This is a genomic window from uncultured Sulfuricurvum sp. (assembly GCF_937936435.1).
Taxonomy (GTDB): Bacteria; Campylobacterota; Campylobacteria; order Campylobacterales; family Sulfurimonadaceae; genus Sulfuricurvum.
In genome coordinates this window covers 1-22,949 of sequence record NZ_CALDDG010000124.1, presented here as the reverse complement: position 1 = coordinate 22,949, position 22,949 = coordinate 1, and the positions used below count along the sequence as shown (strand labels likewise).

The window sequence follows — 22,949 nt, the reverse complement described above, 5'->3', positions numbered from 1 at the left end:
CGCTGCTTCATGTCGATACGACGTGGAAGTTTAAAGAGATGATCGAATTTCGGGATCGCCGGGTTAAAGAGCTGGGCTTGACGCTGTTGAGCCATGTGAATGCCGAAGGGGTAGAAAAAGGGATTACCCCCTTTACCCACGGAAGTTCGGTCTATACCGACGTCATGAAAACCGAAGGATTGAAACAGGCGTTGAACTATTATGAATTCGATGCCGTGTTCGGAGGGGCGAGACGGGACGAAGAGAAAAGCCGTGCAAAAGAACGGATATATTCATTCCGGGACAAAAATCACCGTTGGGACCCTAAAAATCAGCGTCCGGAACTGTGGAATATCTATAACTCCCGAATTCATCAGGGCGAGAGTATCCGGGTTTTTCCCCTCTCGAACTGGACGGAGTTGGATATCTGGCAATACATCCATTTGGAGAACATACCGATCGTGCCGCTTTACTTCTCGGCACCGCGTCCGGTGGTCGAGCGCAACGGAGTGAAGATCATGGTGGATGACGAGCGTTTTCCTCTCGAAGATGGGGAAGCCCCGACAATCGAGAGTGTCCGTTTCCGTACGCTGGGCTGCTATCCGCTCACAGGAGCGGTCGAGAGCAGCGCTTCGACTCTGACGGAGATTATCCAGGAGATGCTGTTGACGAAAACGTCCGAACGGCAAGGGCGGCTGATCGATTCGGATCAGGCCGGATCAATGGAAAAGAAAAAAGTAGAAGGATATTTCTAATGGCACATCAATCCGAACTGATAGCGACCGATATCGAGAGCTATCTGCATACGCAAGAACACAAAGAGCTGCTCCGTTTCATCACCTGCGGCAGCGTGGACGACGGGAAAAGTACGTTGATCGGGAGATTGCTCCACGATTCAAAAATGATTTTTGAAGACCATTTGGAAACGCTTCAAAAAGAGAGCAAACGGATCGGGACGACCGGTGACAAAATCGATTTGGCATTGTTGGTGGATGGTCTGCAAAGCGAGCGGGAGCAGGGGATTACGATCGATGTGGCGTATCGCTATTTTTCGACCGATAAGCGCAAATTCATCATCGCCGACACTCCGGGGCATGAACAGTATACCCGTAACATGGCGACGGGGGCATCGACGGCCGATGTAGCGATTATCCTGATCGATGCCCGTTACGGGATCGACACCCAGACGCGTCGTCACTCGTATATTGTCCGTCTTTTAGGGATACGGACGGTGATCGTCGCGATCAATAAAATGGATTTGGTCAACTTCGACCGAAAGGTATTTGAACGGATCAACAATGAATACCGCGTATTTGCGGAAGAGCTTGGGATCAAAATGGTCTTTACCGTCCCTATGTCGGCATTGGACGGGGATAATATCGTCACACGCAGCGAACGGACTCCGTGGTATCAGGGGGAGACGCTCCTCTCAATTTTGGAGGAAGTGCCTCTCGCATCGCTCCGTCCGGACGCGCCGTTTCGGATGGTGGTGCAATACGTCAACCGTCCGAATCTCGATTTCAGAGGATTCTGCGGAACGATTGCGTCCGGTTCCATCAGTGTAGGCGATGGGATCACGGTTTATCCATCGGGAAAACAGGCGACCATCAAAGCGATCGTCACGTATGACGGCAATCTTGATACGGCATCTGCTTCCGATGCCGTAACGTTTACTCTCAATGAAGAGATCGATATAAGCCGCGGTAACGTATTGACCAAAACAGATGAACCCATATCGCAAAGCGATTCGGTGATAGCGAATCTGGTCTGGATGGATGATGAGACGTTTACTTCAGGGAAAAGCTATCTGTTCAAGCGCGGTTCGACGGTAACGACTGTCTTTGTCAATGCGATTAATTATCGCGTGGATGTCAATACGCAAGAACAATTGGAGAGCGACCATTTGAAACTGAACGATATCGGTTCCGTCCGTCTGATTTTGGGTGAATCGATCGCGTATGACGTGTACGATGAAAACCGTGAGATGGGAGGATTCATCCTCATCGACAAGATTACCAACAACACGGTTGCCGCCGGAATGATCACAGGCAGTGCAATCGCAGGAAACGAAGATAAAAGAGGCGCCAGTGCGTTTGAAGTAGAGCTAAACGCTCTTATCCGAAAGCATTTCCCCCATTGGAATGCCGCGACAATAGTATAAAGGAGCTGTGATGGCATCAGAAACAAAAGCCGAACGTATCGAGCGCATCAAACGCGAAAAAGACGGATTGGCAGTCATAGCGGACGTTTACCGCTATGCACAGACAAAAGAAGCGATCGATCCCGAAGATATCGACCGGTTCAAATGGTACGGGCTGTATACTCAGAGCAAGACTTTGCAAGATGAGAGTGACGAAACCCAGTATTATATGCTCAGAGTCAAAGTAGCCGGGGGATATTTGAATGCGAAACAAGCTGCGGTACTGGGACAAATATCGGTAGATTTTGCACGTAACAGTGCCGATTTGACGACGCGGCAGGATGTTCAGTTCCATTGGCTCACCATTGAGGATTTGCCGGATGTATTGGGGCATCTCGCTTTGGTCGGACTAAGTGTGGTCGGGGCATCGGGAGATGTTCCCCGCAATATCGTCTGCTGTCCGATCAATGGAATCGATGCCGATCAGATTGACGACGTACGAGACATCGTTGCGGCTTTAAACGATCTGTACCGTGAGAATCGGGAATTTTCGAATCTTCCGCGCAAGTTCAAAATCGGGGTAAACGGATGCAGTAAACACTGTATTTCCCATGAAGTCCAGGACTTGGCGTTTACTGCCGTCAAACATGCCGACGGGAAAGTCCGTTTTAGCGTGAGCGTCGGCGGCGGGCAGGCGAGCAACCGCCGTATCGCCGATCACATCGGCTACATCGAGCGCAGTGAAATCGTCCCTTTGGCCGAATCGGTCGCACGAATCTATCGGGATGAAGGACGCCGTGACAACCGTTCCAAAGCCCGTCTTGGCCATTTGGTGGAAGCATGGGGTGTAGAACGGTTCGTCGAGGAGTTGGAGAAGGATTCAGGGATCACGCTTCAACGCTTCGATCATGCCGCCTTTACTCCATATCCGCGCAGAGGGCATTTCGGTGTCGCACCGAGTGTGAAAAAAGCGCATAATACGATCGGCTGTGCCGTGATCGGTGGACGAATCGGCGGTGAAAAGCTTTTGAAATTGGGGCGGATTCTGGAATTGTACGGTGCGGAGGGGATCACGTTGACCAGCTCTCAGAATTTTGTGATCGTCAATGTCCATTCCGATGCGACGGAACCTCTGATCGATACGCTCAAAGCGGTCGGAATCATACCGTATCCGTCGGTTTTTGAGGCGCGAACTCTCGCCTGTACCGGACTTGATTTTTGTAAATTCGCCGTCAGTGAAACCAAGGAACTCGCATACGATGTCGTCGGTTATCTGAATGCGAAATTCCCCGATTTCGACGAGCCGGTCAGTATCAGTATCAACGGCTGTCCGAACTCGTGCGCCCATCCGCACATCGTGGATCTGGGATTTACCGGAGCGGTGCTGAAACGGGGGGATGAACGTCTCAAAGGATTCGATCTGATCGTCGGAGGCCATCTCGAAGGAGAAAAAAGCCGATTCTCGATCAAAACCGGAGTCAAAGTAGCATCCGAGGAGGTTGCTCCGTTGATCGAATCGTTGATCCGCGAATACGATACGACAACGAATCTGGGATTTGGAAATTTTTTACGGGAGAAATACGCCGATGAGTCAACTATTTCGCCCGCTTCTTGAAAAAGGGGACAAATACAAGCAGATCGTACGCAACACGATAGGCGTACATAAAAAAAGTTACTTTGACTTTACCGCTTCGGGATTGGCGTACGAGCCGATTGAAGCGCGTATGAGGGAAGTGTTGGAAACATATGCCAATACCCATTCCAAAGAGGCGTCGATGGCGGCTCAGACAGATTCTTATTACCGCGAAGCACGGGAACATTTGAAAACGCTGCTCGGACTTGATACCGAGTTTGCTTTAATGCCGTGCGGCTGCGGAGCTACGGGAGCGGTGAAGAGACTGCAGGAGATTCTGGGGCTTTATATCCCTCCTGCGACGCGGGCACGTTATCGTGAACTGCCTCCGATGGATACGATGCCCTTGGTCATCGTAGGCCCTTACGAACACCATTCGAACGAGATCAGTTACCGGGAAGCGTTATGCGAGACGGTACGGGTCGGTTTGAATGCGAAAGGGTTGGTCGATCTCAAAGAACTGGAACGGATCCTTGCCGCCAATGCGGAACGGGAGATCATCGGAGCATTTTGTATCGCATCGAATGTGACGGGTACGATTACCCCGTATGCGGAGATATCGGCGTTGTTACGTCGCTACGGTGCTACGGTATGTTTCGATGCGGCGGCATCGTCGCCGTATATCAATATTCCGTGCGAATTGTATGATGCGATGTTCTACTCGCCCCACAAATTGTTGGGGGGACCGGGATCGTGCGGATTACTGGCGATACGTAAAAGTCTCCTCTCAGCCGATGCGACACCGACATTTGCAGGCGGAGGGACGGTGCGGTATGTGAGCCGAACGTCCCATTATTTCATCGAAGAGGCAGAGGATCGCGAAGACGCCGGAACTCCCGGTATTTTGCAGCTGATTCGTGCGGCATTGGCGTATCAGCTTCGCAACGAATTGGGATTCGAGTGGATCGCCAAACGGAAAAAAAGTTTGTACCGTCGTTTTATCGAAGGACTTCGAAATATCGATGGGGCGATTTGTTACGGTTGCCGTAATGCCGATAATATCGGTATCGCTTCTTTTAATATTCAGGATTTGGATCCGTATGTGCTATGCAGCGTTTTATCCAAATCGGAAGGATTTCAAACACGGGCAGGGTGCTCGTGCGCCGGACCCTACGGGCATGATTTGCTTGGTCTGGCCGATGATGCACCGTTTCAGGAGCGGCCGGGATGGCTGCGGATCAGCATCCATTATTCGCAGAGTATCGAGGATATCGATGCGTTGTTGGAAGCTATTAATACATCGGTAAAGAGGCTCATATGAGTAAAATTATACATCCCCTCTCCGCTGAAACGGAGCCGTCGGTTCCGATACCAAAAGGAGAGGTTTATTTAGTCGGGTGCGGTCTGGGCGACGTCGAACAGCTCACCCTCAAAGCCTATCGCATTATCCGCGAGGCAGAGGTGGTTTTATACGATCATCTGATCAGCGACGAAATTCTGGAGGTTATCCCGAAAACGACGCAAAAAATTTATGTGGGAAAACAAAAAAATGCCCATTCGCTTTCTCAGGAGAAGATCAACGAGTTGATCGCCTTTTATGCGGATCAGGGAAAAAGTGTCGCTCGCCTCAAAAGCGGCGATCCTTATATCTTCGGACGGGGGAGCGAAGAGGCTTTATATCTGCTCCAACACGGATACAAGGTCGATGTCATCGCCGGGATATCTTCCTGTGTTGCAGGTTCCGCCTGTGCTGGGATTCCTCCTACTGCCCGGGGATATGCATCGAGCTTTTCGGTCGTATCGGCCCATTTGAAAGATTCGAAATTCAATACCGATTGGCTCGAATTGCTGAAAATCCCGAACCATACGACAGTGGTATTGATGGGGTTGAGTCTGGCGGGACGGATTACGGAAGCGGCATCCGCCGTCGGAATACCGGGCGATTTTCCCGCCGCCATTGTCGCCAATGCGTCGCGTCCCGACCAGCAAAGCGTCGTTACGACGCTCGATGGGCTCGAAAAAGCGGCTGCGACGATACACGGGCCGGCAGTGATTGTTTTCGGAGAGGTGGTAAAACTGCACGGGGAGCTGCCGCTGTATCAAGCGGCCAAGAGTGTCGAGGCACTCAGATGAAATACATCGTCTGTTGATTGAGCTCGTTCCCTTTATCGACGAGATCTTGGAGCGTCTCATGAAAAACGGTGCGCATCTCCTCTTTGACCCGTTCCCAGTAGAGGTGCAAAACGGGTTGTACCCCTTCATCCGCTGGGAGGCAGAGTTCTCCTTCCAGTGCGAATAAAATCATATAGACTTGAATCTGGTTCGGAGCTTTTGCCAGTAGGTAACCGCCGCCGGCTCCGCGGATACTTTGGATCATCCCCTCTTTACGGAGTGTTGAGAGGATCTGTTCGAGATAATTTGAAGGAATGTTTGCCTTGTCGGCGATGTCACGGATCTGTAGATGACCCTGACCGTAATGGAGTGCCAATTCATACATGGCGGCGAGGCCGTAACTCCCTTTTGTCGATATTCCTGCCACTCTTTATCTCCCGTATATAATCGTAAAAAACTATTGTAATAGAGTTTCCGTTAATATACCATAAAGTCAATCGATTTAGAAGTGATTATTCTTTCTCTTTCGGGGATTTAAACGATTTTACATCGATACGGCGCGGAGGACGCTTCGGTGCGGCAGGCGTTTCAGAAGATTTTTTCTCTTCGGGGGCTTTTTTGTTTCCATACGGTTTTTTATCTCCGTAAGGCTTTTTATCTCCGAATGACGGCTTCTCTCCGTAGGATTTTCTGTCGCCATAGGCTTTTTTTTCACCGAACGGTTTTTTCTCTCCGAAAGAAGATTTGTCTCCGGATGATTTTTTCTCTCCGTAGGGTTTCTTGTCTCCGTAAGCTTTTTTCTCGCCAAACGGTTTTTTATCGCCGTAGGGCTTTTTTTCTCCGTCAAATCCTTTTTTATCTTCGGAAGGTTTCCCTTTGTCCCCAAAGAATTTCGGTTTGCTGCCGAATTTGGTTCTCGCGGCTTTCTCGGCGTCTGAACGAGGTGTTCCGTCGATGTAATGGTTGCGTTCCCGGGTTTTTCCCTCGAAAATCGGTTTTCCGTTTTCGTCTTTGCCGATAAATCGCGGTTTGGCGTTATGCTGTTTTTTAGCGCTGAAGCCGTCATCTTGACCGCGGAAAGAGCGTTTGTCGCCGCGTGCGTCGTCATGTTTGCGTTCTGGCCGCGTATCACGAATCGGTTTTTTGTCACGGTTTCTAGGACTTTCCGCCTCGCGGGCTTCGCGCTCTTCTCTGCGGGCTTTTGCTTCGGCTTTTTGCTGATTGTCTACGGCAATTCCGAAATCGGGTTCGAACCCTTTGACGACTTCCTGGACAATCGTGCGCCCGTTAAGAAGTTCGATAGGATACAACCGTTTTTGATCTTCCGCATCGAGGATGATCAGGGCATATTCGTCCGCACGTGCGAATCGTGTCATATAAACGATCGCTTTTTCCGGAAGATCATAGCTGATGAGGACATCGGCGCGGAGATCGGGAGTTTTGATCAAATCGGCGTCGTTTAGGACGGTGATGGTTTCGGAAGCAAAGAGAGTTGCAAGCTCTTCGCTGCTGCCGCAGGTGGCAATAAGGATGCGCTTGCCGCTGTTACGCTCTATCAGAAATTGGAGCAGTTCGTTTTTACGCTGAGTGTTACAGGGGTGGATACGGTGGTTTTGTCGTTTAACGGATGACATAAAAAAAGTCCTTGAATTTATAGGCCTCATCAAAGAGGGGGGATGGCGATCGCAGAAAAAGTCTCTTACGCGTGATCGATAGCGCGAAATGGTAAGGGTATTATACCGTAATTTACCGATATGCTTTTATACCGAGCAACTCGTCCAAACGCACAAAGGTATATCCCATCTTGCTGAGCCGGTCGATAACGGCTGGGAGCGCTGCGACGCTGACATGGTTACGATGCATCAAAATAATATCGCCGTTACGGATATGCGAGGTTACGTTTTCGACAACGGCGTCGGGATCTTTAAGCGTCCAGTCGAGAGAATCGAGAGACCATAATACCGTCGTCAGTCCATGGGCATTGACCGTCCGGACGACGAGAGGATTGATCGAACCGTACGGCGGGCGGTATAGGATCGGATAGTGCCCCGTAATCTCCTCGATACGGGTGGCGGCACGATCGAGCTGATCGGTGATGTTGTTTTCATCGAGATTACTGAGATGGGGATGGGTAAAGGTATGGTTTAGGACGAGATGCCCCTCCTCGTCGGCACGTTTGACCACCGTGGCATTGCTCTCCTCCATCGTGGTTCCGATCATGAAAAAAGCTGCCTTGATATGGCGGGATTTGAGAATATCGAGAAGATGGGCGGTATTGTTTTCATCCGGAGCGTCGTCGAAAGTCAGAGCGATGTTGGTACGGGCAGGATCGCCGTTGACAATGACGTTTGGATATACTCCCGATTGTACAGGTGTGATCGTATCAAAACGCCATTTGTCCAGAAATTGAGTCATGTTGGCATCCAAAAGAGGAGACGCACCACGGATATCGTAAACAGTATCGGCCAAGAGGGCAAGTTTGCATATGAATAACAAGAAGAGAAAAAGTTTTGCCATAGGTATGTCGTTTCACTAAAAATAGCCGCGATTATAGCAAAGGAAAGGTTTATTTAAATTATTTGCCCTATTATAAACATTTGGCTGACTTGATTATCGCATAAAAAGTGCTCGGTTCGGCAAATTCAAGGGAATAGTCGGAAATGAGGCAACTTTTTCCGGCATCACCACAAGAATATAGCCATATGTCTCTTCGTTCCACCATTGGAAAAACTCTTTTTTGCTTTGAACGTAAGAACCGAAACTCGGGTCGAGAATGCTCACAAAATCCCCCGGATGATTCATCACAACTACAAAGTGAGCATAGTTATCACGATTATCAATTCTCGCAATCACGGGAACTTTGAGCGATTCGAATATAGAAGTATCGATTTTATATCCCGAAGCGTTAAATCCGAACTCTTTGGATATGTTTGCCATTTGCGCAAAGCTTAGCATATCGGTCGTAGAGGCTTTATCGAGAATATCCTTCTCGGTAGTTTTTTTTCCATAAAGATTCATCATTGTCGCCAACGCCGCCGCCCCGCAGGAAAGCTCGTAACCTTGTAAAACCGTACCTTTGAGCTTGGAAGCTGAAAAAGGTATCGCTTTAAAATTTGTTGCTTCATCCGCACCAAGTGATAGTGCGATGAAAAGAAACAACCGTATCAGAACTTGTGCCATAACGAAACGGAGAAAATGGAATCGGGTGATTTGGATGATCCTCCTATAGAACTTGAAATAGATAACGAATTTTTTGAACTCATTGAATAGGTAGCTCCGATTGTCATTGTAGAAATAGCGGCGGCATTTGAATACGCGACTCCATCTATTTTTGTTTCGGTCTGATAACGTTGCTCCGCTCCTAAATCTAACGCTATTTTGGGACTTAAAATGATTGAAAAATCTAATCCTGCTGAAAATACGTTGCCATTTTCTACTTTATATCCTGCAATTTCTTTAGCTCTGTTGTACATGGTACCGACATACAAGGTTGAAATAACGGGATCGGAATAATTCCGAAATGCAAGTTTTGCCGAGTAAGAGTTTGCGTATGTATTTTTAGTACTATCAAGATAGTGCTCTTTTTGATAGAGGGATGCTTGCAATGTCAAATACGGTTTGAAATCGTCAATAGCATCAAACGAATAGGTTCCCCCCACCCATAGTGAATCGAACTCTGTAGTATTTTGATGTCCATACCCGTCAAAAAAATCATAGTACTCTTTTCTTTTTATACTTCCATTTGCAGAAACCAATGCATCAAACTTTTGCGTAATATCATAAAGAAAAGTTTGAGTTACGGAAAATATTTTTACATCCTGATAATACTTTCCCTCATCCACAGCCACCAAATCAGGATAGGTAGCAAATGTATTTGCGTTGCCGCTTGATAGTGTTTGAAAGGTCGTAATGCTTCTTAGTCCTTGTTGATTTTGAAACATTGAGTCCAGTGTAACAGGATCGGATGCAAACACGAAACTTACACAGCCTAATAATGGTAGAAGATATTTTTTAAACACCATGTTATTTTCTTTCATTTTGAAGATTTTTTGAGTTGTCGTAACAGCGTTATTGATAGTTGTGAATTGTATACAGGTCAAGCGGATGTATTTAAAAGCTGCCCTTTTTTCTCTTCCGAAGAGAGTTTACCTGAAGGGGTAAAAATACTTCCTGCATTGTTATTTCCTGCCTCTTTATTCAAATGACCCCAAATATCATTGAGATAATCGGCAAATTTGGACAATGCCTCGCTCAGGGTTTTATCGGTTCCATAAGCGTTTTTAACTTTATCAATGATATTATTTAAAGAAGACATATCGTATGAAAATGTATCGTTTTTACTAAGAGCATATCCATTGTGCATTTCTACATCCCCTGACCATTCTCCTTTTACAACACCTAAAACACCTTTTAAAACATCGGGGTCTACTCCATCTTTCATCATCCTATCGGTTGCAAAAGAGACGCTTTGCTTTAGATCATCGGAGGCACTTTCGGGTAAAACAACAACACCAATACCGATTCCTTTCTGTTCTGCTTCTTTAAGCTCAGGGATATTATCAATAATTTTATTAAGATAATCGTCCAATCCTTTATCCAACTCCCCTGACGCTGCCCAATTACCACCGCTCTTTTCGATAGCAGCTCTATTTTCTAGTGTTTGTTGTGCATAGTAGTTGTTTTGTAAGTAAAGGGTGTAGAATGAACCTGTTTGATGAGTGTACATAAAGACTACTCCAAATGTTAGTATAGGAACGAAATTTAGTAAGCAAAAATCGTTCCTATTTGTTATTTATAAATAACTTTTAGCTTGAGTTCCATAAAGGTTGATTAACCGCGTTGCTTCAGTACCATACGCTTGATAAGTATAGCCTCCCGATGTATAATTAATCCAGACAGAAATAGAGCCATTATTCATTTTTCGTGCATACATCGTTGCAGAGTTTCCTAAATAGCCCTCAGTAATGATCCCGACTGACTGTTTATACAAGCTTGTGTAAACAGTTTGTTTATACTGATAATATCCACCGACAACAGATTTCATCTCATCGTCATTGAGCGCTACTGTAGCCGATTTTTCAGCAGTGACGGCACCACTCGTAGCTAATGCGAGAAGATTGGATTCGGCGGCAAATGCCGAAGCGGACAAAAGAAGAGAAGCCAAGAGTGTTTTACGGAACACTTTTTGCATGATATACCTCGTACCTAATGAAAGTTAGTGTATTTCAAGGGCATAAACAGTTTTGCAGACGAAAATGCCCTTGAACGCGGTATTGTATACTTAAACATACTTAAACATACTTAAACATACTTAAACATACTTAAATTCATTATAATTTTTTTTATTATTATACGCCGAGATTGATTAAACTCCCTGCACCCGGTAATTTGGTATTTTTGAGTGTCTGATACGCCGATGAAAGTATAGAGTTTGGCGATGAATTATTATCGGTACTGTTAGGAATTGAATCCGCAGTGATATTCTGAGTGGAAAGATAGTCGCTGTATGTATCTTTCATTGATTGATTGATCTCTTTCATTAACGTATCAAACATATTTGGATCATCAAAAGCTTTTGCAACTCCATCCGAAATATTTGCGACGTAATCGGCTCCAAATTTATCCGTTAGGTAAGACTCAAAATCTTGACCACTTTCTAAAAATGAGTAGTAGGCCTTAGTATTATCAAAGGTTGTTTGATCTAAAACCATAGCGTCCATACAAAAACAGCCAAAAAGTTCTCCCACTGAAACCTCATTTGATGTTTCAGAAGAATCATAATTAACACCATACTCTGATTGATAAAAATCTTGCCAATAAGAAACATCTTGATCTGTCTGTGATCCACTGTTTTGACCACCAATGAATAATCTTAGTCCGGTATCAAGTGTATTTTGTGACATTCCTCCAATTAAGTTGGAAGGATTATTAACTTTTGTGTATTCAGCATTCGTTTTTTGTACGCTGACTGGACTATCAAGTAAGCTACCGTTTGATTGAAAACTCCAAGGCATTTTAGCAACCTGTTCAATCGTCATACTCCCGTCAGCATCAAGTGAGCTTCCGGCTACCTTGCTGAAAAAATTCCAAACTTTACCTAAAGCAGTCACCGGATCGTCGCTCGAACCAACGATTTTAGTATATTGTTCGACGGTTTCCATCTGTTTTTGGTTGATCTTGACATTAGAGGGAATCCCTGCGGCTTTGTTAAAATCAGTTCCGAAAAAGCCATTTTCATCGACTTTGAATCCCCATTTGGTTGAGATAGTCGCATTAACGCTCGATGTTGAAGAAGTGGAATTCGTTGAACTACTACTGGTGACGACAATTGAATCTTCCGATGATACAGCCGAATTTTTCGTGATGGCAGAAGTTGAAAATAAAGAGGCTGATGATGTACTGCTGACGTACATAAGTAACTCCTTTTGTAAGATAATAATTTTCTAAATAAACAAAAGCAAATAATGTTCCATTGATTCTGTTTATATCAGTTTATTATTGAAAATATGTAATTGGCTAGATCGATAAAAGATATAAATCTAAATTAGACTGTATTATTGATACAAATCATCAAATATCTTTTATTCGTTTGTTTAGATATCGTTAATCCAAAGTGCGACGATAAAATTTCACGGCGACAGTCATTGTGAGGACTCCGATGATCAGTAGAGGCCAGATATTGGGCCAAAGTTCCCAAAATCCGTTTCCTTTGAGGACGATTCCCCGAATCAGACGGTTAAAATGGGTAAGCGGCAGCAGCTCTCCGATGACTTGTGCCCATTTCGGCATCCCCAAAAACGGGAACATAAATCCCGAAAGCAAAATGCTGGGGAGAAAATAAAAAACCGAGAGCTGCATCGCCTGAAGCATATTTTGGGCGAGAGATGAGATCGTGATACCGATCGTGAGATTGACGACGATAAACAACAGGATAATAGAGTAGGCATTGAGCAAAGAGCCTTCAAACGGAACGGCGAAAAGGGTATAGGCGGCAGCCAGAATAATCGTGGATTGAATCAATCCGATAAAGACGTAGGGGATGATCTTTCCGCTCATGATCTCAAGCGGCTGTGCAGGGGTAGCGAGGAGGTTTTCCATCGTCCCTTTCTCGTTTTCACGGGTGATGGCAAGCGCCGTCATCATCGTCAGAGTAAAGGTGAGTACGACCCCCATCAATCCCGGAACGATGTTGTACTGGGTGATCGTCTCAGGATTGTAGAGGCGGTGTATCCGTATATCAAAAGGGGCCTGGATCGGGCTGTGATCGGAGAGGGCTCCCGTGAAATCTTTGTGCATCAGAGAAGTTCGGATCGGATCGAGCGCCGAGAGGGCGGCTCCTACGGCTATGGGATCGGTGGCGTCGGCTTCAAAAAGCAAGGACGGGTGCTCGTATCGGAGCAGTTTATGGGTGAAGTCGGCCGGGATCGTAAGGATAAACAAGATTTTCCCCTGACGCAGCAACTCTTTGGCACTGTGTTCATCGCGCGGGGTATCGATGATTTGAAAATAGTCCGAGTTCTTCATCCCGGCGATAAAACTGCGGGTAAATTCGCTCTCGTCGTAGGCTACGACGGCAGTCGGGAGATGTTTGGGATCGGTATTGATGGCATATCCGAACAGCGTCAGCTGTATGATCGGGATACCGATCATCATCCCGAAGGTGACACGGTCACGTTTGAGCTGCAAAAACTCTTTGATGATGATGGCCCACCACCGTTTTAGGCTGAAGATTTTAGTGTTCATCGCTGCCTCCGAAGTTATCGGTGGAGTGTTTCATGATGTAGATAAAAACGTCTTCGAGGGAGGTCGCGATTTTCCGGTATTCGAAACGGGTATCGCATGCGCTGTGAAGGGCATGAAGCAATGCGCGCTCCTCTTTTCCGCTGACGTGGAGCGACTGACCGAAGATGACGGTTTGTTCTACACCCTCATAGCGTTTGAGACATTCTGAGAGGCTTGTCAGCTCTCCGCCGAAAACGCTGTAGGTGATCAGGGACTGCTCGGCGATGATATCCTGCGCTTTTCCTTTGGCGAGGAGATTTCCGTACGCGATATAGGCGAGCGAATGGCACCGTTCGGCCTCGTCCATGTAGTGGGTGCTGATCAGAACCGAAACCCCTTGTGCGGCGAGAGAGTGAAGTTCGTCCCAGAAATCTCTGCGGGCACTGGGATCGACGCCGGCAGTCGGTTCGTCCAGCAGGAGCAGGCGGGGTTTGCGAAGCATGCACGCGGCGAGCGCGAGACGTTGTTTCCACCCTCCCGAGAGCGTTTTGGCCAGTTGATGGGCGCGGGAGGCGAGACCGAGATTATCGAGTGCCTCTTCGACGATGGCATGGGCATTGTCGAGTTCATAGATGCGGGCGACGAATTCGAGGTTTTCGCGTATACTCAGATCTTCCCAGTAGGAGAACCGCTGCGTCATGTATCCCACTTCGCGTTTGATCGCATCGCTTTGGGTCGCGATGTCATATCCCAGACAGCTTCCCGAACCTCCGTCCGGGGTGAGCAGGCCGCACATCATCCGAATAGCGGTGGTTTTTCCGCTCCCGTTCGGGCCCAGAAAACCGACGATTTCTCCCCGTCTGACCTGCAATGAGAGGTCTTTGACGACGTGTTTGTCTCCGAAATATTTTTGCAGACCTTCGACGTCGATCGCCAAATCAGTGTTTGGATGCATCGATCGTCACCTGTATGGGTTCACCGGGATGAAACAGTGTCGCATCGGCGGATTTTGGGTAGGCTTCTACCATGAATACGAGCCGCTCTTTGGACTCGTTACTGTATATCAGCGGGGGAGTGTATTCGGCTTCCGGGGAGATAAAGGTGATGGTTCCTTCGTAGCTTTTTGCATTGTCCATCATCGAAAAGAGGACCTTTTGGTTTGTTGAGAGCCTTTTGACGATATTTTGAGGGACAAAAAAACGTATTTTGCGGTTTTGTGGCGGCAGGAGACGGACGACGATTCCTCCGGAGGGGACAAATTCCCCTTCACGGTAGAGTGTATCGAATACCATGGCATTGCTCGGCGCTTTGAGCGCTTTTTCGCTTAAGCGCCACAACGATTGGGCAATCAGCGCTTCGATTTGGCTGATTTTCCCTTTTTGAGCCTCTATTTGATCTTTTCGGGTACCAAGTTGCGCCACTTTAAGATCGTGTTCTAATTCGAGAACGAGTGCCGAAGTGCGTTGTGACGAAGCGGCAGTGCTCTCTAAAATCTCTTTTGAAACGGCGTGTTCTTTATACAGAGCCTGATTGCGTTTGAGCTGTCCTTGATAGTAGAGGGCATCGGCTTTAGCCTGAAGCATTTTAGCTTTTATCACTTCTATCTCTTCGGGACGGGAGCCTTTTTGCATGTCGCTTAGCGAAGCTCGTGCAGAGTCGAGTTCCGATTCGTTTTGGTGCAGTAACGCCGTCTCGTTAGCTGAATCGAGGGTGAATAGAGGATCCCCGGATGCGACGTTCATCCCCCGTTTGACGAACAGTTTATCCAATCTTCCGCTTTGGGATGAGGAGATATTGACGTATTCGCCTTCGACGTATCCCTGATATGTGTCGGGAGCTTTTTGGGTGCATCCCGTCATCCATAATGCACAGAGACAAAAACCGATAATTATTTGATACATGAAATACCCTTTGCTTCGGAGGTATCGACACTCTATGCAATGATTATAGCAAAAGGCTCATTCTCTTTTTCAGAGATTGTTCTCTTCTTGTGCCGTATGGATTTCCTGCAGTTCGTCACTGAGGTATTGTTTACCCAGTTTTTCGATATCTTTGCCGTATTTGATGGTTTGGTTCAAGGTCAGATTCGATTCGTTGCCGTGTACTTTTGCATAAATCTTTTCGATATTTTTCCCCAGCAGCGATTCGGTACTGCGCTCTTGGATCATACTCTCCATCCCCTCAAGACCCTCGTTCGGGAGAGGAAGATTGCAGTAATAGTCACCGATATCGTTGATTCCCCAGTAGATGAATCCGAGTGCCGAATAAAAATTTAACGATTCGGAGACGGAAGAAAACGTGATGCGGCGGGCATGGCGCTTCAGTGCATCGGCCATGATGAGACTCAGAAGATGTTTTGCGTATCCTTTTCGCCGTTGAAGGGCGGGAGTAAAAAGGTTGTAGAGGGTGATATATTCGCCGTAACGGTCTATTTTGGAGAAGAGATAGGAGAGGTGATTGCCTTTGTCATCGCATAAAACAGTGCATCCCTGCGCCTTCCAGCTGAAATGACGATCCCACCATGCCAAAGACTGATCGGCAAAGCGAAGTGTTTTCGGATCATCGATTAAAGCGATGGAAGCGATATAGCCTTTGCGGTCGAGATTGCGAAGATGATATTCCATGATAAACCCTTTACGCACTTTTAGGTAGTCAAAAGGCTTATAAAGAGCAAACCGATTTAATAGAAACAAAGCGAGTTAGTCCATTATACCGCTGCGGATCACATAATGGGGGTTAAAAATTAAGCAGTATCCTTATTAGTGCTACAATAGAGCTAGAGTTTTAATCCGAGGAGGAGATCATGGACGCGATACAAAAAGAGTTCGAAAACCGAAGAGACGAAATCCGGATGGAGGTTGAAATGTTGTTCAAGACCAATATGACGATCACCGACTGGGACATTCCCGAAGTCGACGACAAAGCAGCGGCAAAAGTTCTTTTGTCTCTCATACAAGAAGCGCTTGATGAGATCAAAGCCGACGTCGAAGCAGGAAAATACGATTTTTATTGATCAGTGTTTCTCTGTCGCCCGTATAAAGGCTTGAATCCGTTTTTGCGTATCTGGATGGGAAGAGAAGAGAGTTGCCGTTTTTATCCCTTTCGTATCGATGCGCGTCAGGATGTCAGCGAAACGCTGCGGAGAGATTCGGGCGTTTTGAAGAGAGTGCAGAGCATAGGTATCGGCTTCGTCTTCCATATCGCGTGAATACCCCTGTTGGAGCAATACCGCCGGAAGTCCTGCGGCAAGATCGGAAAAGTTGCTGATATCCCCCGTAATGACCACGAGTACCACCCCCGATCCCATCGACTGAAGCAGTGTTCTGAGGATATGGTTATAGCGGATATGACCCAGTTCGTGAGACAAAACGGCCAGAATTTCTTCATCGTTATGGGATTTTTCGATCAACTGGTCGGTGATGACGACGGTATGCCCTGGGAGGGCAAAGGCATTGGCTCCCAACGACGTACTGTTACGGAAAAGCAGCCGATATTGGGGACATTCGGTTCGTCGGCAAAAATCTGCCAGTTCGGACCGGATCGAGTTCTGGCGTATCTGAGAGAGGGTACTTTTATTCAGATAGAGCTGATCGAGAGAACTGAGGGCTTGTGAGCCGATTTGCTCTTCGGTCGAAGGGGGAAGATGATTTGCCGCATAACGAGCGATTTCGGGTAGACCGTAGCGCAAAAATCCCGCTATGATCGAGACGGTCAGTATTAGCGCCGCAACGGCATAGAGAAGTTTGCTTTCCAACCGGCGTGCAATGCGTTCGGGCGATTTGTGAGGAAGGGAACGTTCGAGGAGATTCAAGGCATCATGATCACTGCTATGAATCTCACCCCCTTTATGAAGATAGATGATACTTCGGGAGGTCCCGACCTGCGGATCAAGATGCAGAGCATCAAACGGGACATCGAGGGAGAGGGTATCGTTTCGGACGAAGAGAGTATTTGTATCGAAACTGAGGGTGACGGCAATGCCCATGGAGCTTTGTCCGTCGTAATACTCTCCTGTAAAGTTCATCAAGCAATGCCGATATCGAAGTCAAAGAGATCGGAGATTTCCGATCCGGTTGCACTGACCGCTTCTTGAGCCTGCGTGGTGAAGACTCCCAAATCTTCAGCAAGCAATGTCAAATGCTCCGCACGGTAACGTGCCAGACGCACTTTGGCAAAAGGGATGAACAACCCGATAGTAATGAAAATCAAGACGATATTCGAGATGTAGATCCAGATCATATCGCGTGAGCGCTGCGTCGAGCGAAAGCGGATAGTGCCTAATGCGATATGGTTGTAAAAAAGATTGGCTTTGCGTGCCTGCACGAAAGCGCTAAGAATGGGGATTGTAAGATAGAGAGCGACTACACCGATGATAGCCGTCGAAGCGACGGCAGCGGAGACGATCTCTTTGGGCAGCCCCATCGCCGTGAGTTGAGCCGCCGAATAGACGGCATAGCCCAAGATCCCCATAGGGATCAGCAGCAATGCCAGAGCAAGGAGATAAACGCCCCAAAACGGTTTAAGTGATCCGTCATATTCGCTCTGAGTCTCTCCGTATCCGTAATTGGATGCCAAAAAGCGTACTTGGCGGTAAGCGACATACGGCAACGAGAGACCTGCGGTTAAAACAGTTGTGATCGGCAGCAGGAGATAGACGACGGCCGCTTCGCCCACCGTTCCCGAAAAATTGAGGCGCAGGCCGCGGTATGAGCTTTGACGCGCTGCGAAACGAAGAGCCAGCACGATGATCCACGGAGAACCTATCATGATAGCGAGCATAATAATTCCCGCGATCAGCGGAGCGGTGTGCGAAGCGATGTAGTAGATGATCAACAGAGCTGCCGCAATCAAGCGTCCTTTGAGGATTTGGATCGGTGTTGCCAGATATGAAAAAGCGGTATTATCCAGTATCGTATGACCGTAAAACCAGCGCTGTGTACGTACCTTGGCCCAAGCAGAGTAAATACCGAGTGTTACCAAGGTTAAAGCGATATTGACGATCCAGATACGGAAGTATTCTCCTACGTTTCCGGTGAAGGTAAAGGGGTAGTTGCGGGGTAGACTCATGGAACTTCTCTCGGAATTTAATCACACTTTTTTAAATAAAAAAAAATATGTCGGGTGAGTATAGTCAAAAAAAAGAGATTTGTAAAGAGATTAGAGCGCTATGGATTTCCCTGCCAAATAGCCGCTGGCAAACGACCATTGAAGATTGTATCCGCCGCACGGACCGTCGAGATTCATCACTTCACCGCAAAAATAGAGTCCTTTGAGAATTTTACTCTCCATCGTTTCGGGAGAAATCTCTTTGAGCGAGACCCCTCCGCGTGTGATCATCGCCATTTTAAAGCCTTCATGCCCGGTGACCGTCAGCGGTGTCCAGGCCAGAAGTTTGATAAGACGGTCGCGCTGTATTCCGGAGAGTTTGTTGAAACCTGTTTCAGGATCGGCATCGGCGAGGATACAGAGCTGGCGGGATACTGATTCGGGAAGAAGGGTGAGCAGATGAGTGATGACCGGTTGTTCGGGATTCTTGTGGATTTCGTTTTTGATATGGGATAATATCCGGTCTTCGTTTAGCCCCTTGGTCAGATTGACGAGAATCGGTATTTCTGAGTATTGTTCGATCAAAGGGGTAATTTCACGTGCCGCATCGAGGACGACGGGACCGCGGATACCGTTTTGGGTGAAAATCAGATCGCCTTTAGCCCGAAATTTTTTGGCTTTGGGATGATCGATCCGCAGTTCGACTTTTGCAATCGTATCGGCGCGGCATTGTGCAACCCAGTTCTCTTTAGTCTGCAAGGGCATCATAGCCGGATAGAGATCGGTAATCGTATGCCCGGCGGCGGATGCGATGGAAAATCCGTCCCCTTCGGCACCGAGCTGCGGATATCCCAATCCACCGGTCGCGATAATAACATTGGGGGCAAAATAGGTTGTATCGACGGTACTGACTCCTGTTATGCGCCGTGTATCATGCTCAAGTTGCTCTACACGCGTGGAAATTATGAGTTCTATCCCGATCCGTGACATCTCCTCTTCGAGCGCTGCGATAATTGTGGAGGAGCTGTGGGAGGTAGGGAAGACGCGATATCCATCGGGGGCATGGCTCTCTACACCGATTTCTGCGAAAAATTCGATCAGCCGTTTATGATCGAATGATCGGAGTGCCGTAGTCATAAAACGTCCCTCGCGACCGAAGCGGGACATGAATTCGTCATTCGGGAGAGTATTGGTTAAATTGCACCGTCCGCCGCCCGTCGCTTTGAGTTTCGCGGCGATTTTCGAGAGCTTTTCCATCAGAAGCACTTTTTTCCCGTGGCGTGCCGCGGTGATTGCCGCCATTATCCCTGCCGCACCGGCACCGACGACGATGAGATCATAAGAAGATTCAGAGGAGTTTCGCATGCGCCATTATAGCGATGCAAAAGCCGAAATTCAAAGTGCGCTTACCATGAGCACACACGGTTCCGTCCGAGTTTTTTGGCCTGATAGAGGGCTTTATCGGCATTTTCAAACAGGGTATCGAATCGGATAGTTTTATTTTTAGGCGTACTGACGCCGAATGAGCAGGTGATACGATTGACGGCGGCGAAGTGATACTCTTCCACCGCCATACGGATCTTTTCAGCGAGATATTCGGTATCCGCGATGTCGAGCGTTTGCGTAATCACGACGAATTCTTCGCCGCCCCATCGTGCGACTTTATCCTCGTCGTGCACCGATTTTTTGATAATGTGTGCCAGCTCTTTTAAAACGCTGTCGCCTATCGCATGACCATAGGTATCGTTGATCGATTTGAAATGGTCGATGTCGATGATGATGAGTGAAAATCGTTGATCGAAAGGAGCTTTGCCCTCGATTTGCTCCATCAGTCCGCGACGGTTGAGCAAAGCGGTCAACGGATCGCTCTGGGCTTTCGAGCGTAAAAGCGTATTGTTCAGTTTCAGTTCCACTTGTTTATCGTGGAGCATCTGAAGAAGATAGTTGAAGAAACGGGCGACGATTCCGACTTCCGTATCGCGCTCTTCGTAGATTTTGGTTTTGAGATTACCGGTTTTCATTATACGTATAATACTCTCAATCGTTTCGACCCATGGGAGTCTCGCATGATGTTCCGCAACGTTCAGACCGATCACCTCATTGCGTCCTGAGACCCGCAGACTGTCAAAACGGTGCAATACCCAAAACAGTACCAGTCCGGTTCCGAAGGCAAATACGAATGCGCTAAGGATTCCGAGCGATTGTACTCCGATCAGTTCCATGCGGCTCATCCCCTCTTTAAGCGGAGCAAATAATCCTACGGCAAAAGTACCCCATATTCCGGCAAACCCGTGAATTCCCACGACGCTTAAAGGATCGTCGACATGAAACTTTTTAAGCAGCAGTTGATCGAAGAAATACATGATCGGAGCCGAGACAAAACCGACGAAAGCGGCTTCGGAGATCGAGAATTCGGCACATCCCGCCGTTATCCCGACCAATCCGGAGATGATTCCGAAACTGAAAAGTTCTACGCCGATCCCTTTTTTGAGAAAGAGGCTGATCAAATACGCGCCGAATCCGCCAAAAGAGCCTGATATGAGGGTATTCATTAAAATGATGGTGACGGAGGGATCGAAGGCAAGAAGGCTTCCGGCATTAAAGGCAAACCATGAAAACCATAGGATGAAAACACCGAAAACGATAAAATTGTGGTTGCTCGGAGCAAAGTGTTTGATCTCCCCTTTCCTGAAGCGTCCGAGGCGGGGTCCCAAGACGATGGCTCCCGCCAGACCGATCCATGCCCCCATAGAGTGTACGACGGTGGAACCGGCAAAGTCGATAAATCCCATTTCTCTGAGCCAGCCGTGTTCACTCCAGGCCCAATGGCCGAAAATAGGATATATCAATGAAATGACAACGATGGAAACGATAACGTAACCGTTAAATTTCATCCGTTCGGCAACCGCGCCGGAGACAATGGTAATCGAAGTGGCCGCAAACATCACTTCAAAAAAGAAAAATCCGTTTTGTATCGGATCTTGCCCATCGATCAAAAAATGGGTCGTTCCGATTATGCCTCCTATATCGGAACCGAACATCAGCCCAAAACCGATCAGCCAAAAGCAGATTACGCCGAAGATGGTGTCGATGAGATTTTTCATGGCAACGTTGATCGTGTTTTTGGAACGGACTGTGCCCGTTTCGACCATCGCAAACCCCAACTGCATTGTAAAAATTAAGATCCCGCTCAATATGACCCAGAGCAGGTCGACATCAGTAGGTGAATGCATTCGTGTTCCATGAATAGCTTGAAAACGGGGTTAAATCATTCTGCGGGAATATTTTTTGTAGGATCATATTGTCTCTTTGGTGTCGTATTTTGATGAATTACTATACAACTGCGGTGTGCAATTGTACATTAATTTTTATACATTTTGGTTTCAACGGCCGTCAATAGCTTCTTCGCAGCGTAGAAATCGATTGAGGCGTTCACATGATGCGAGTGCACCTTCGAGATAGCCCCCTTCGTCATAGGAGGTTTCCGTTCCTATAAAAAGGAGCTTGTCCCCGAAGCAGGAGGCTTCGATGCCGTAATCAGGATGTGCGCTGCGAGGGGTGCCATCAGCCATTGTAGCACTGTATCGCTCCTTTCTCCAATCAACACAATGAAATGAAAGAACGTCTGTTGCGGCATCTCCAAAAAGGCGTCTGAGCTGTCGGATACAGTCGGTTTCGATATGTTCCATATCGGCGTGTGCGTTAATGAAACCGAATAGAGCATACCGATTGGGAGTACAGGCATCGTGGATCTCTCCCATCGGTCCGCTGTGGCTAAAACAAAACCCGCTCAGTCCAAGCGGACGCCAGAAAGGTTCATTAAATTCAATGACACATTTGGCACTGTGCCCCATCCACGTAGGCATATTCTTAAAAGACTCCGATATATCATGGGGCAACGGTGGATCGTAGTCGAGCGTTTCCGCAGCGAGTCGGGGGGGAAGGGTTGAAATAACAAGATCGAAACGATATTCTCCCTGTGACGTGTACAGTTCGATGTGGTCCGTTGCATCATGCAGTTTGTCCACCGCTTCACCGATTCGTATCGTGACGGAGTCTAGCGTAGAAGCGAGGGCATCGATCAGCGATCGAACGCCTCCTCGGATTCTTCCCGCGGGAGGAGTGGGAGAAGGTTGAAATGCTTCGATCTTTTTGGGTGTTTCATACAGTGCCAATCCGCTGTCATATTGAGTAAAGAGTTGCAAACCCAGTGCGCGGATCAGAGTGAGGATACGACGATGATGCCCCCAAACCCAGCTTGGGCCCATATCGAATCCGTCGACGGTATGGACCCGTCCGCCGAGCCGATCACGCGCTTCAAAAACGGTAATATGATAGTTTTTCTGCAAAAGAGAGGCGGCATACAGACCGCTGAGG

The 22,949-nt window shown here is 47.6% G+C and carries 23 protein-coding genes; 6 read left to right on the top strand and 17 right to left on the bottom strand.

Annotated elements, in window-relative coordinates; translation table 11 throughout:
• The 5 genes from cysD to cobA all read left to right on the top strand — a co-directional run.
• A partial coding sequence (cysD, locus tag Q0389_RS11860) for a sulfate adenylyltransferase subunit CysD (RefSeq protein ID WP_298694394.1) occupies positions 1-734 on the top strand: 734 nt, incomplete at its 5' end.
• Positions 734-2,140, top strand: coding sequence for a sulfate adenylyltransferase subunit CysN (gene cysN, locus Q0389_RS11855; protein ID WP_298694392.1), 1,407 nt, complete (start codon positions 734-736; stop codon positions 2,138-2,140). The genes cysD and cysN, both read left to right, overlap by 1 nt.
• Before the next feature lie 10 nt (positions 2,141-2,150).
• The gene (locus Q0389_RS11850; protein ID WP_298694390.1) at positions 2,151-3,734 is read left to right on the top strand and encodes a nitrite/sulfite reductase; all 1,584 of its coding nucleotides are present in this window, start codon (positions 2,151-2,153) and stop codon (positions 3,732-3,734) included.
• Positions 3,706-5,013, top strand: coding sequence for an aminotransferase class V-fold PLP-dependent enzyme (locus Q0389_RS11845; RefSeq protein WP_298694388.1), 1,308 nt, complete (start codon positions 3,706-3,708; stop codon positions 5,011-5,013). Before Q0389_RS11850 ends, Q0389_RS11845 begins: the two co-directional genes overlap by 29 nt.
• Positions 5,010-5,825, top strand: a complete 816-nt coding sequence (cobA, locus tag Q0389_RS11840; RefSeq protein ID WP_298694386.1) for a uroporphyrinogen-III C-methyltransferase — start codon at positions 5,010-5,012, stop codon at positions 5,823-5,825. The genes Q0389_RS11845 and cobA overlap by 4 nt, the downstream gene beginning before the upstream one ends.
• Here cobA and Q0389_RS11835 read toward each other — a convergent pair.
• The 12 genes from Q0389_RS11835 to Q0389_RS11780 form a co-directional block, all read right to left on the bottom strand.
• On the bottom strand, positions 5,818-6,231 hold the full coding sequence (locus Q0389_RS11835) for an Rrf2 family transcriptional regulator (RefSeq protein ID WP_298694384.1): 414 nt from the start codon (positions 6,229-6,231) through the stop codon (positions 5,818-5,820). The two genes, cobA and Q0389_RS11835, sit on opposite strands and share 8 nt — an antisense overlap.
• A gap of 85 nt (positions 6,232-6,316) precedes the next feature.
• The gene (locus Q0389_RS11830) at positions 6,317-7,438 is read right to left on the bottom strand and encodes a hypothetical protein (protein WP_298694383.1); all 1,122 of its coding nucleotides are present in this window, start codon (positions 7,436-7,438) and stop codon (positions 6,317-6,319) included.
• A 112-nt stretch (positions 7,439-7,550) separates the two neighbouring features.
• On the bottom strand, positions 7,551-8,321 hold the full coding sequence (locus Q0389_RS11825) for a polysaccharide deacetylase family protein (RefSeq protein WP_298694381.1): 771 nt from the start codon (positions 8,319-8,321) through the stop codon (positions 7,551-7,553).
• Between the two features lie 93 nt (positions 8,322-8,414).
• Complete coding sequence (locus tag Q0389_RS11820; protein WP_298694380.1) at positions 8,415-8,984, bottom strand: cysteine peptidase family C39 domain-containing protein; 570 nt, start codon at positions 8,982-8,984, stop codon at positions 8,415-8,417.
• On the bottom strand, positions 8,969-9,841 hold the full coding sequence (locus Q0389_RS11815; protein ID WP_298694378.1) for a hypothetical protein: 873 nt from the start codon (positions 9,839-9,841) through the stop codon (positions 8,969-8,971). Before Q0389_RS11815 ends, Q0389_RS11820 begins: the two co-directional genes overlap by 16 nt.
• A 59-nt stretch (positions 9,842-9,900) precedes the next feature.
• Positions 9,901-10,530: a hypothetical protein gene (locus Q0389_RS11810; protein ID WP_298694377.1), complete on the bottom strand. Its 630-nt coding sequence runs from the start codon at positions 10,528-10,530 to the stop codon at positions 9,901-9,903.
• Between the two features lie 66 nt (positions 10,531-10,596).
• The gene (locus tag Q0389_RS11805) at positions 10,597-10,995 is read right to left on the bottom strand and encodes a hypothetical protein (RefSeq protein WP_298694375.1); all 399 of its coding nucleotides are present in this window, start codon (positions 10,993-10,995) and stop codon (positions 10,597-10,599) included.
• Between the two features lie 157 nt (positions 10,996-11,152).
• On the bottom strand, positions 11,153-12,217 hold the full coding sequence (locus Q0389_RS11800) for a hypothetical protein (protein ID WP_298694373.1): 1,065 nt from the start codon (positions 12,215-12,217) through the stop codon (positions 11,153-11,155).
• Positions 12,218-12,407: 190 nt separating this feature from the next.
• Complete coding sequence (locus Q0389_RS11795; RefSeq protein WP_298694371.1) at positions 12,408-13,547, bottom strand: ABC transporter permease; 1,140 nt, start codon at positions 13,545-13,547, stop codon at positions 12,408-12,410.
• Positions 13,537-14,481, bottom strand: a complete 945-nt coding sequence (locus tag Q0389_RS11790; RefSeq protein ID WP_298694369.1) for an ABC transporter ATP-binding protein — start codon at positions 14,479-14,481, stop codon at positions 13,537-13,539. Before Q0389_RS11790 ends, Q0389_RS11795 begins: the two co-directional genes overlap by 11 nt.
• On the bottom strand, positions 14,465-15,427 hold the full coding sequence (locus tag Q0389_RS11785) for an HlyD family efflux transporter periplasmic adaptor subunit (protein WP_298694367.1): 963 nt from the start codon (positions 15,425-15,427) through the stop codon (positions 14,465-14,467). The genes Q0389_RS11790 and Q0389_RS11785 overlap by 17 nt, the downstream gene beginning before the upstream one ends.
• 69 nt (positions 15,428-15,496) lie before the next feature.
• Positions 15,497-16,150, bottom strand: a complete 654-nt coding sequence (locus Q0389_RS11780) for a GNAT family N-acetyltransferase (RefSeq protein WP_298694366.1) — start codon at positions 16,148-16,150, stop codon at positions 15,497-15,499.
• A gap of 179 nt (positions 16,151-16,329) precedes the next feature.
• On the opposite strand from Q0389_RS11780, the gene Q0389_RS11775 reads away from it, so the two are divergent.
• Positions 16,330-16,539: a hypothetical protein gene (locus Q0389_RS11775; protein ID WP_298694364.1), complete on the top strand. Its 210-nt coding sequence runs from the start codon at positions 16,330-16,332 to the stop codon at positions 16,537-16,539.
• On the opposite strand, the gene Q0389_RS11770 is transcribed toward Q0389_RS11775, so the two are convergent.
• The 5 genes from Q0389_RS11770 to Q0389_RS11750 form a co-directional block, all read right to left on the bottom strand.
• Positions 16,540-17,550: a M48 family metallopeptidase gene (locus Q0389_RS11770; protein WP_298694395.1), complete on the bottom strand. Its 1,011-nt coding sequence runs from the start codon at positions 17,548-17,550 to the stop codon at positions 16,540-16,542.
• Positions 17,550-18,593: a YjgN family protein gene (locus Q0389_RS11765; RefSeq protein WP_298694363.1), complete on the bottom strand. Its 1,044-nt coding sequence runs from the start codon at positions 18,591-18,593 to the stop codon at positions 17,550-17,552. The genes Q0389_RS11770 and Q0389_RS11765 overlap by 1 nt, the downstream gene beginning before the upstream one ends.
• Positions 18,594-18,683: 90 nt before the next feature.
• Complete coding sequence (locus Q0389_RS11760) at positions 18,684-19,937, bottom strand: NAD(P)/FAD-dependent oxidoreductase (protein WP_298694362.1); 1,254 nt, start codon at positions 19,935-19,937, stop codon at positions 18,684-18,686.
• Positions 19,938-19,978: 41 nt separating this feature from the next.
• Positions 19,979-21,805 (bottom strand): ammonium transporter, encoded by a 1,827-nt coding sequence (gene amt / locus Q0389_RS11755; RefSeq protein ID WP_298694360.1) that lies wholly within the window; start codon positions 21,803-21,805, stop codon positions 19,979-19,981.
• Positions 21,806-21,955: 150 nt separating this feature from the next.
• A partial coding sequence (locus tag Q0389_RS11750; RefSeq protein ID WP_298694358.1) for an NAD(P)/FAD-dependent oxidoreductase occupies positions 21,956-22,949 on the bottom strand: 994 nt, incomplete at its 5' end.

Bases quoted from the DNA above. Each gene is read 5' to 3' on its own strand.
- cysN (WP_298694392.1), top strand. From the start codon at position 734: ATGGCACATCAATCCGAACTGATAGCGACCGATATCGAGAGCTATCTG.
- Q0389_RS11850 (WP_298694390.1), top strand. From the start codon at position 2,151: ATGGCATCAGAAACAAAAGCCGAACGTATCGAGCGCATCAAACGCGAA.
- Q0389_RS11845 (WP_298694388.1), top strand. From the start codon at position 3,706: ATGAGTCAACTATTTCGCCCGCTTCTTGAAAAAGGGGACAAATACAAG.
- cobA (WP_298694386.1), top strand. From the start codon at position 5,010: ATGAGTAAAATTATACATCCCCTCTCCGCTGAAACGGAGCCGTCGGTT.
- Q0389_RS11830 (WP_298694383.1), bottom strand. From the start codon at position 7,438: ATGTCATCCGTTAAACGACAAAACCACCGTATCCACCCCTGTAACACT.
- Q0389_RS11825 (WP_298694381.1), bottom strand. From the start codon at position 8,321: ATGGCAAAACTTTTTCTCTTCTTGTTATTCATATGCAAACTTGCCCTC.
- Q0389_RS11820 (WP_298694380.1), bottom strand. From the start codon at position 8,984: ATGGCACAAGTTCTGATACGGTTGTTTCTTTTCATCGCACTATCACTT.
- Q0389_RS11815 (WP_298694378.1), bottom strand. From the start codon at position 9,841: ATGAAAGAAAATAACATGGTGTTTAAAAAATATCTTCTACCATTATTA.
- Q0389_RS11810 (WP_298694377.1), bottom strand. From the start codon at position 10,530: ATGTACACTCATCAAACAGGTTCATTCTACACCCTTTACTTACAAAAC.
- Q0389_RS11805 (WP_298694375.1), bottom strand. From the start codon at position 10,995: ATGCAAAAAGTGTTCCGTAAAACACTCTTGGCTTCTCTTCTTTTGTCC.
- Q0389_RS11800 (WP_298694373.1), bottom strand. From the start codon at position 12,217: ATGTACGTCAGCAGTACATCATCAGCCTCTTTATTTTCAACTTCTGCC.
- Q0389_RS11795 (WP_298694371.1), bottom strand. From the start codon at position 13,547: ATGAACACTAAAATCTTCAGCCTAAAACGGTGGTGGGCCATCATCATC.
- Q0389_RS11790 (WP_298694369.1), bottom strand. From the start codon at position 14,481: ATGCATCCAAACACTGATTTGGCGATCGACGTCGAAGGTCTGCAAAAA.
- Q0389_RS11785 (WP_298694367.1), bottom strand. From the start codon at position 15,427: ATGTATCAAATAATTATCGGTTTTTGTCTCTGTGCATTATGGATGACG.
- Q0389_RS11780 (WP_298694366.1), bottom strand. From the start codon at position 16,150: ATGGAATATCATCTTCGCAATCTCGACCGCAAAGGCTATATCGCTTCC.
- Q0389_RS11775 (WP_298694364.1), top strand. From the start codon at position 16,330: ATGGACGCGATACAAAAAGAGTTCGAAAACCGAAGAGACGAAATCCGG.
- Q0389_RS11770 (WP_298694395.1), bottom strand. From the start codon at position 17,550: ATGAACTTTACAGGAGAGTATTACGACGGACAAAGCTCCATGGGCATT.
- Q0389_RS11765 (WP_298694363.1), bottom strand. From the start codon at position 18,593: ATGAGTCTACCCCGCAACTACCCCTTTACCTTCACCGGAAACGTAGGA.
- Q0389_RS11760 (WP_298694362.1), bottom strand. From the start codon at position 19,937: ATGCGAAACTCCTCTGAATCTTCTTATGATCTCATCGTCGTCGGTGCC.
- amt (WP_298694360.1), bottom strand. From the start codon at position 21,805: ATGCATTCACCTACTGATGTCGACCTGCTCTGGGTCATATTGAGCGGG.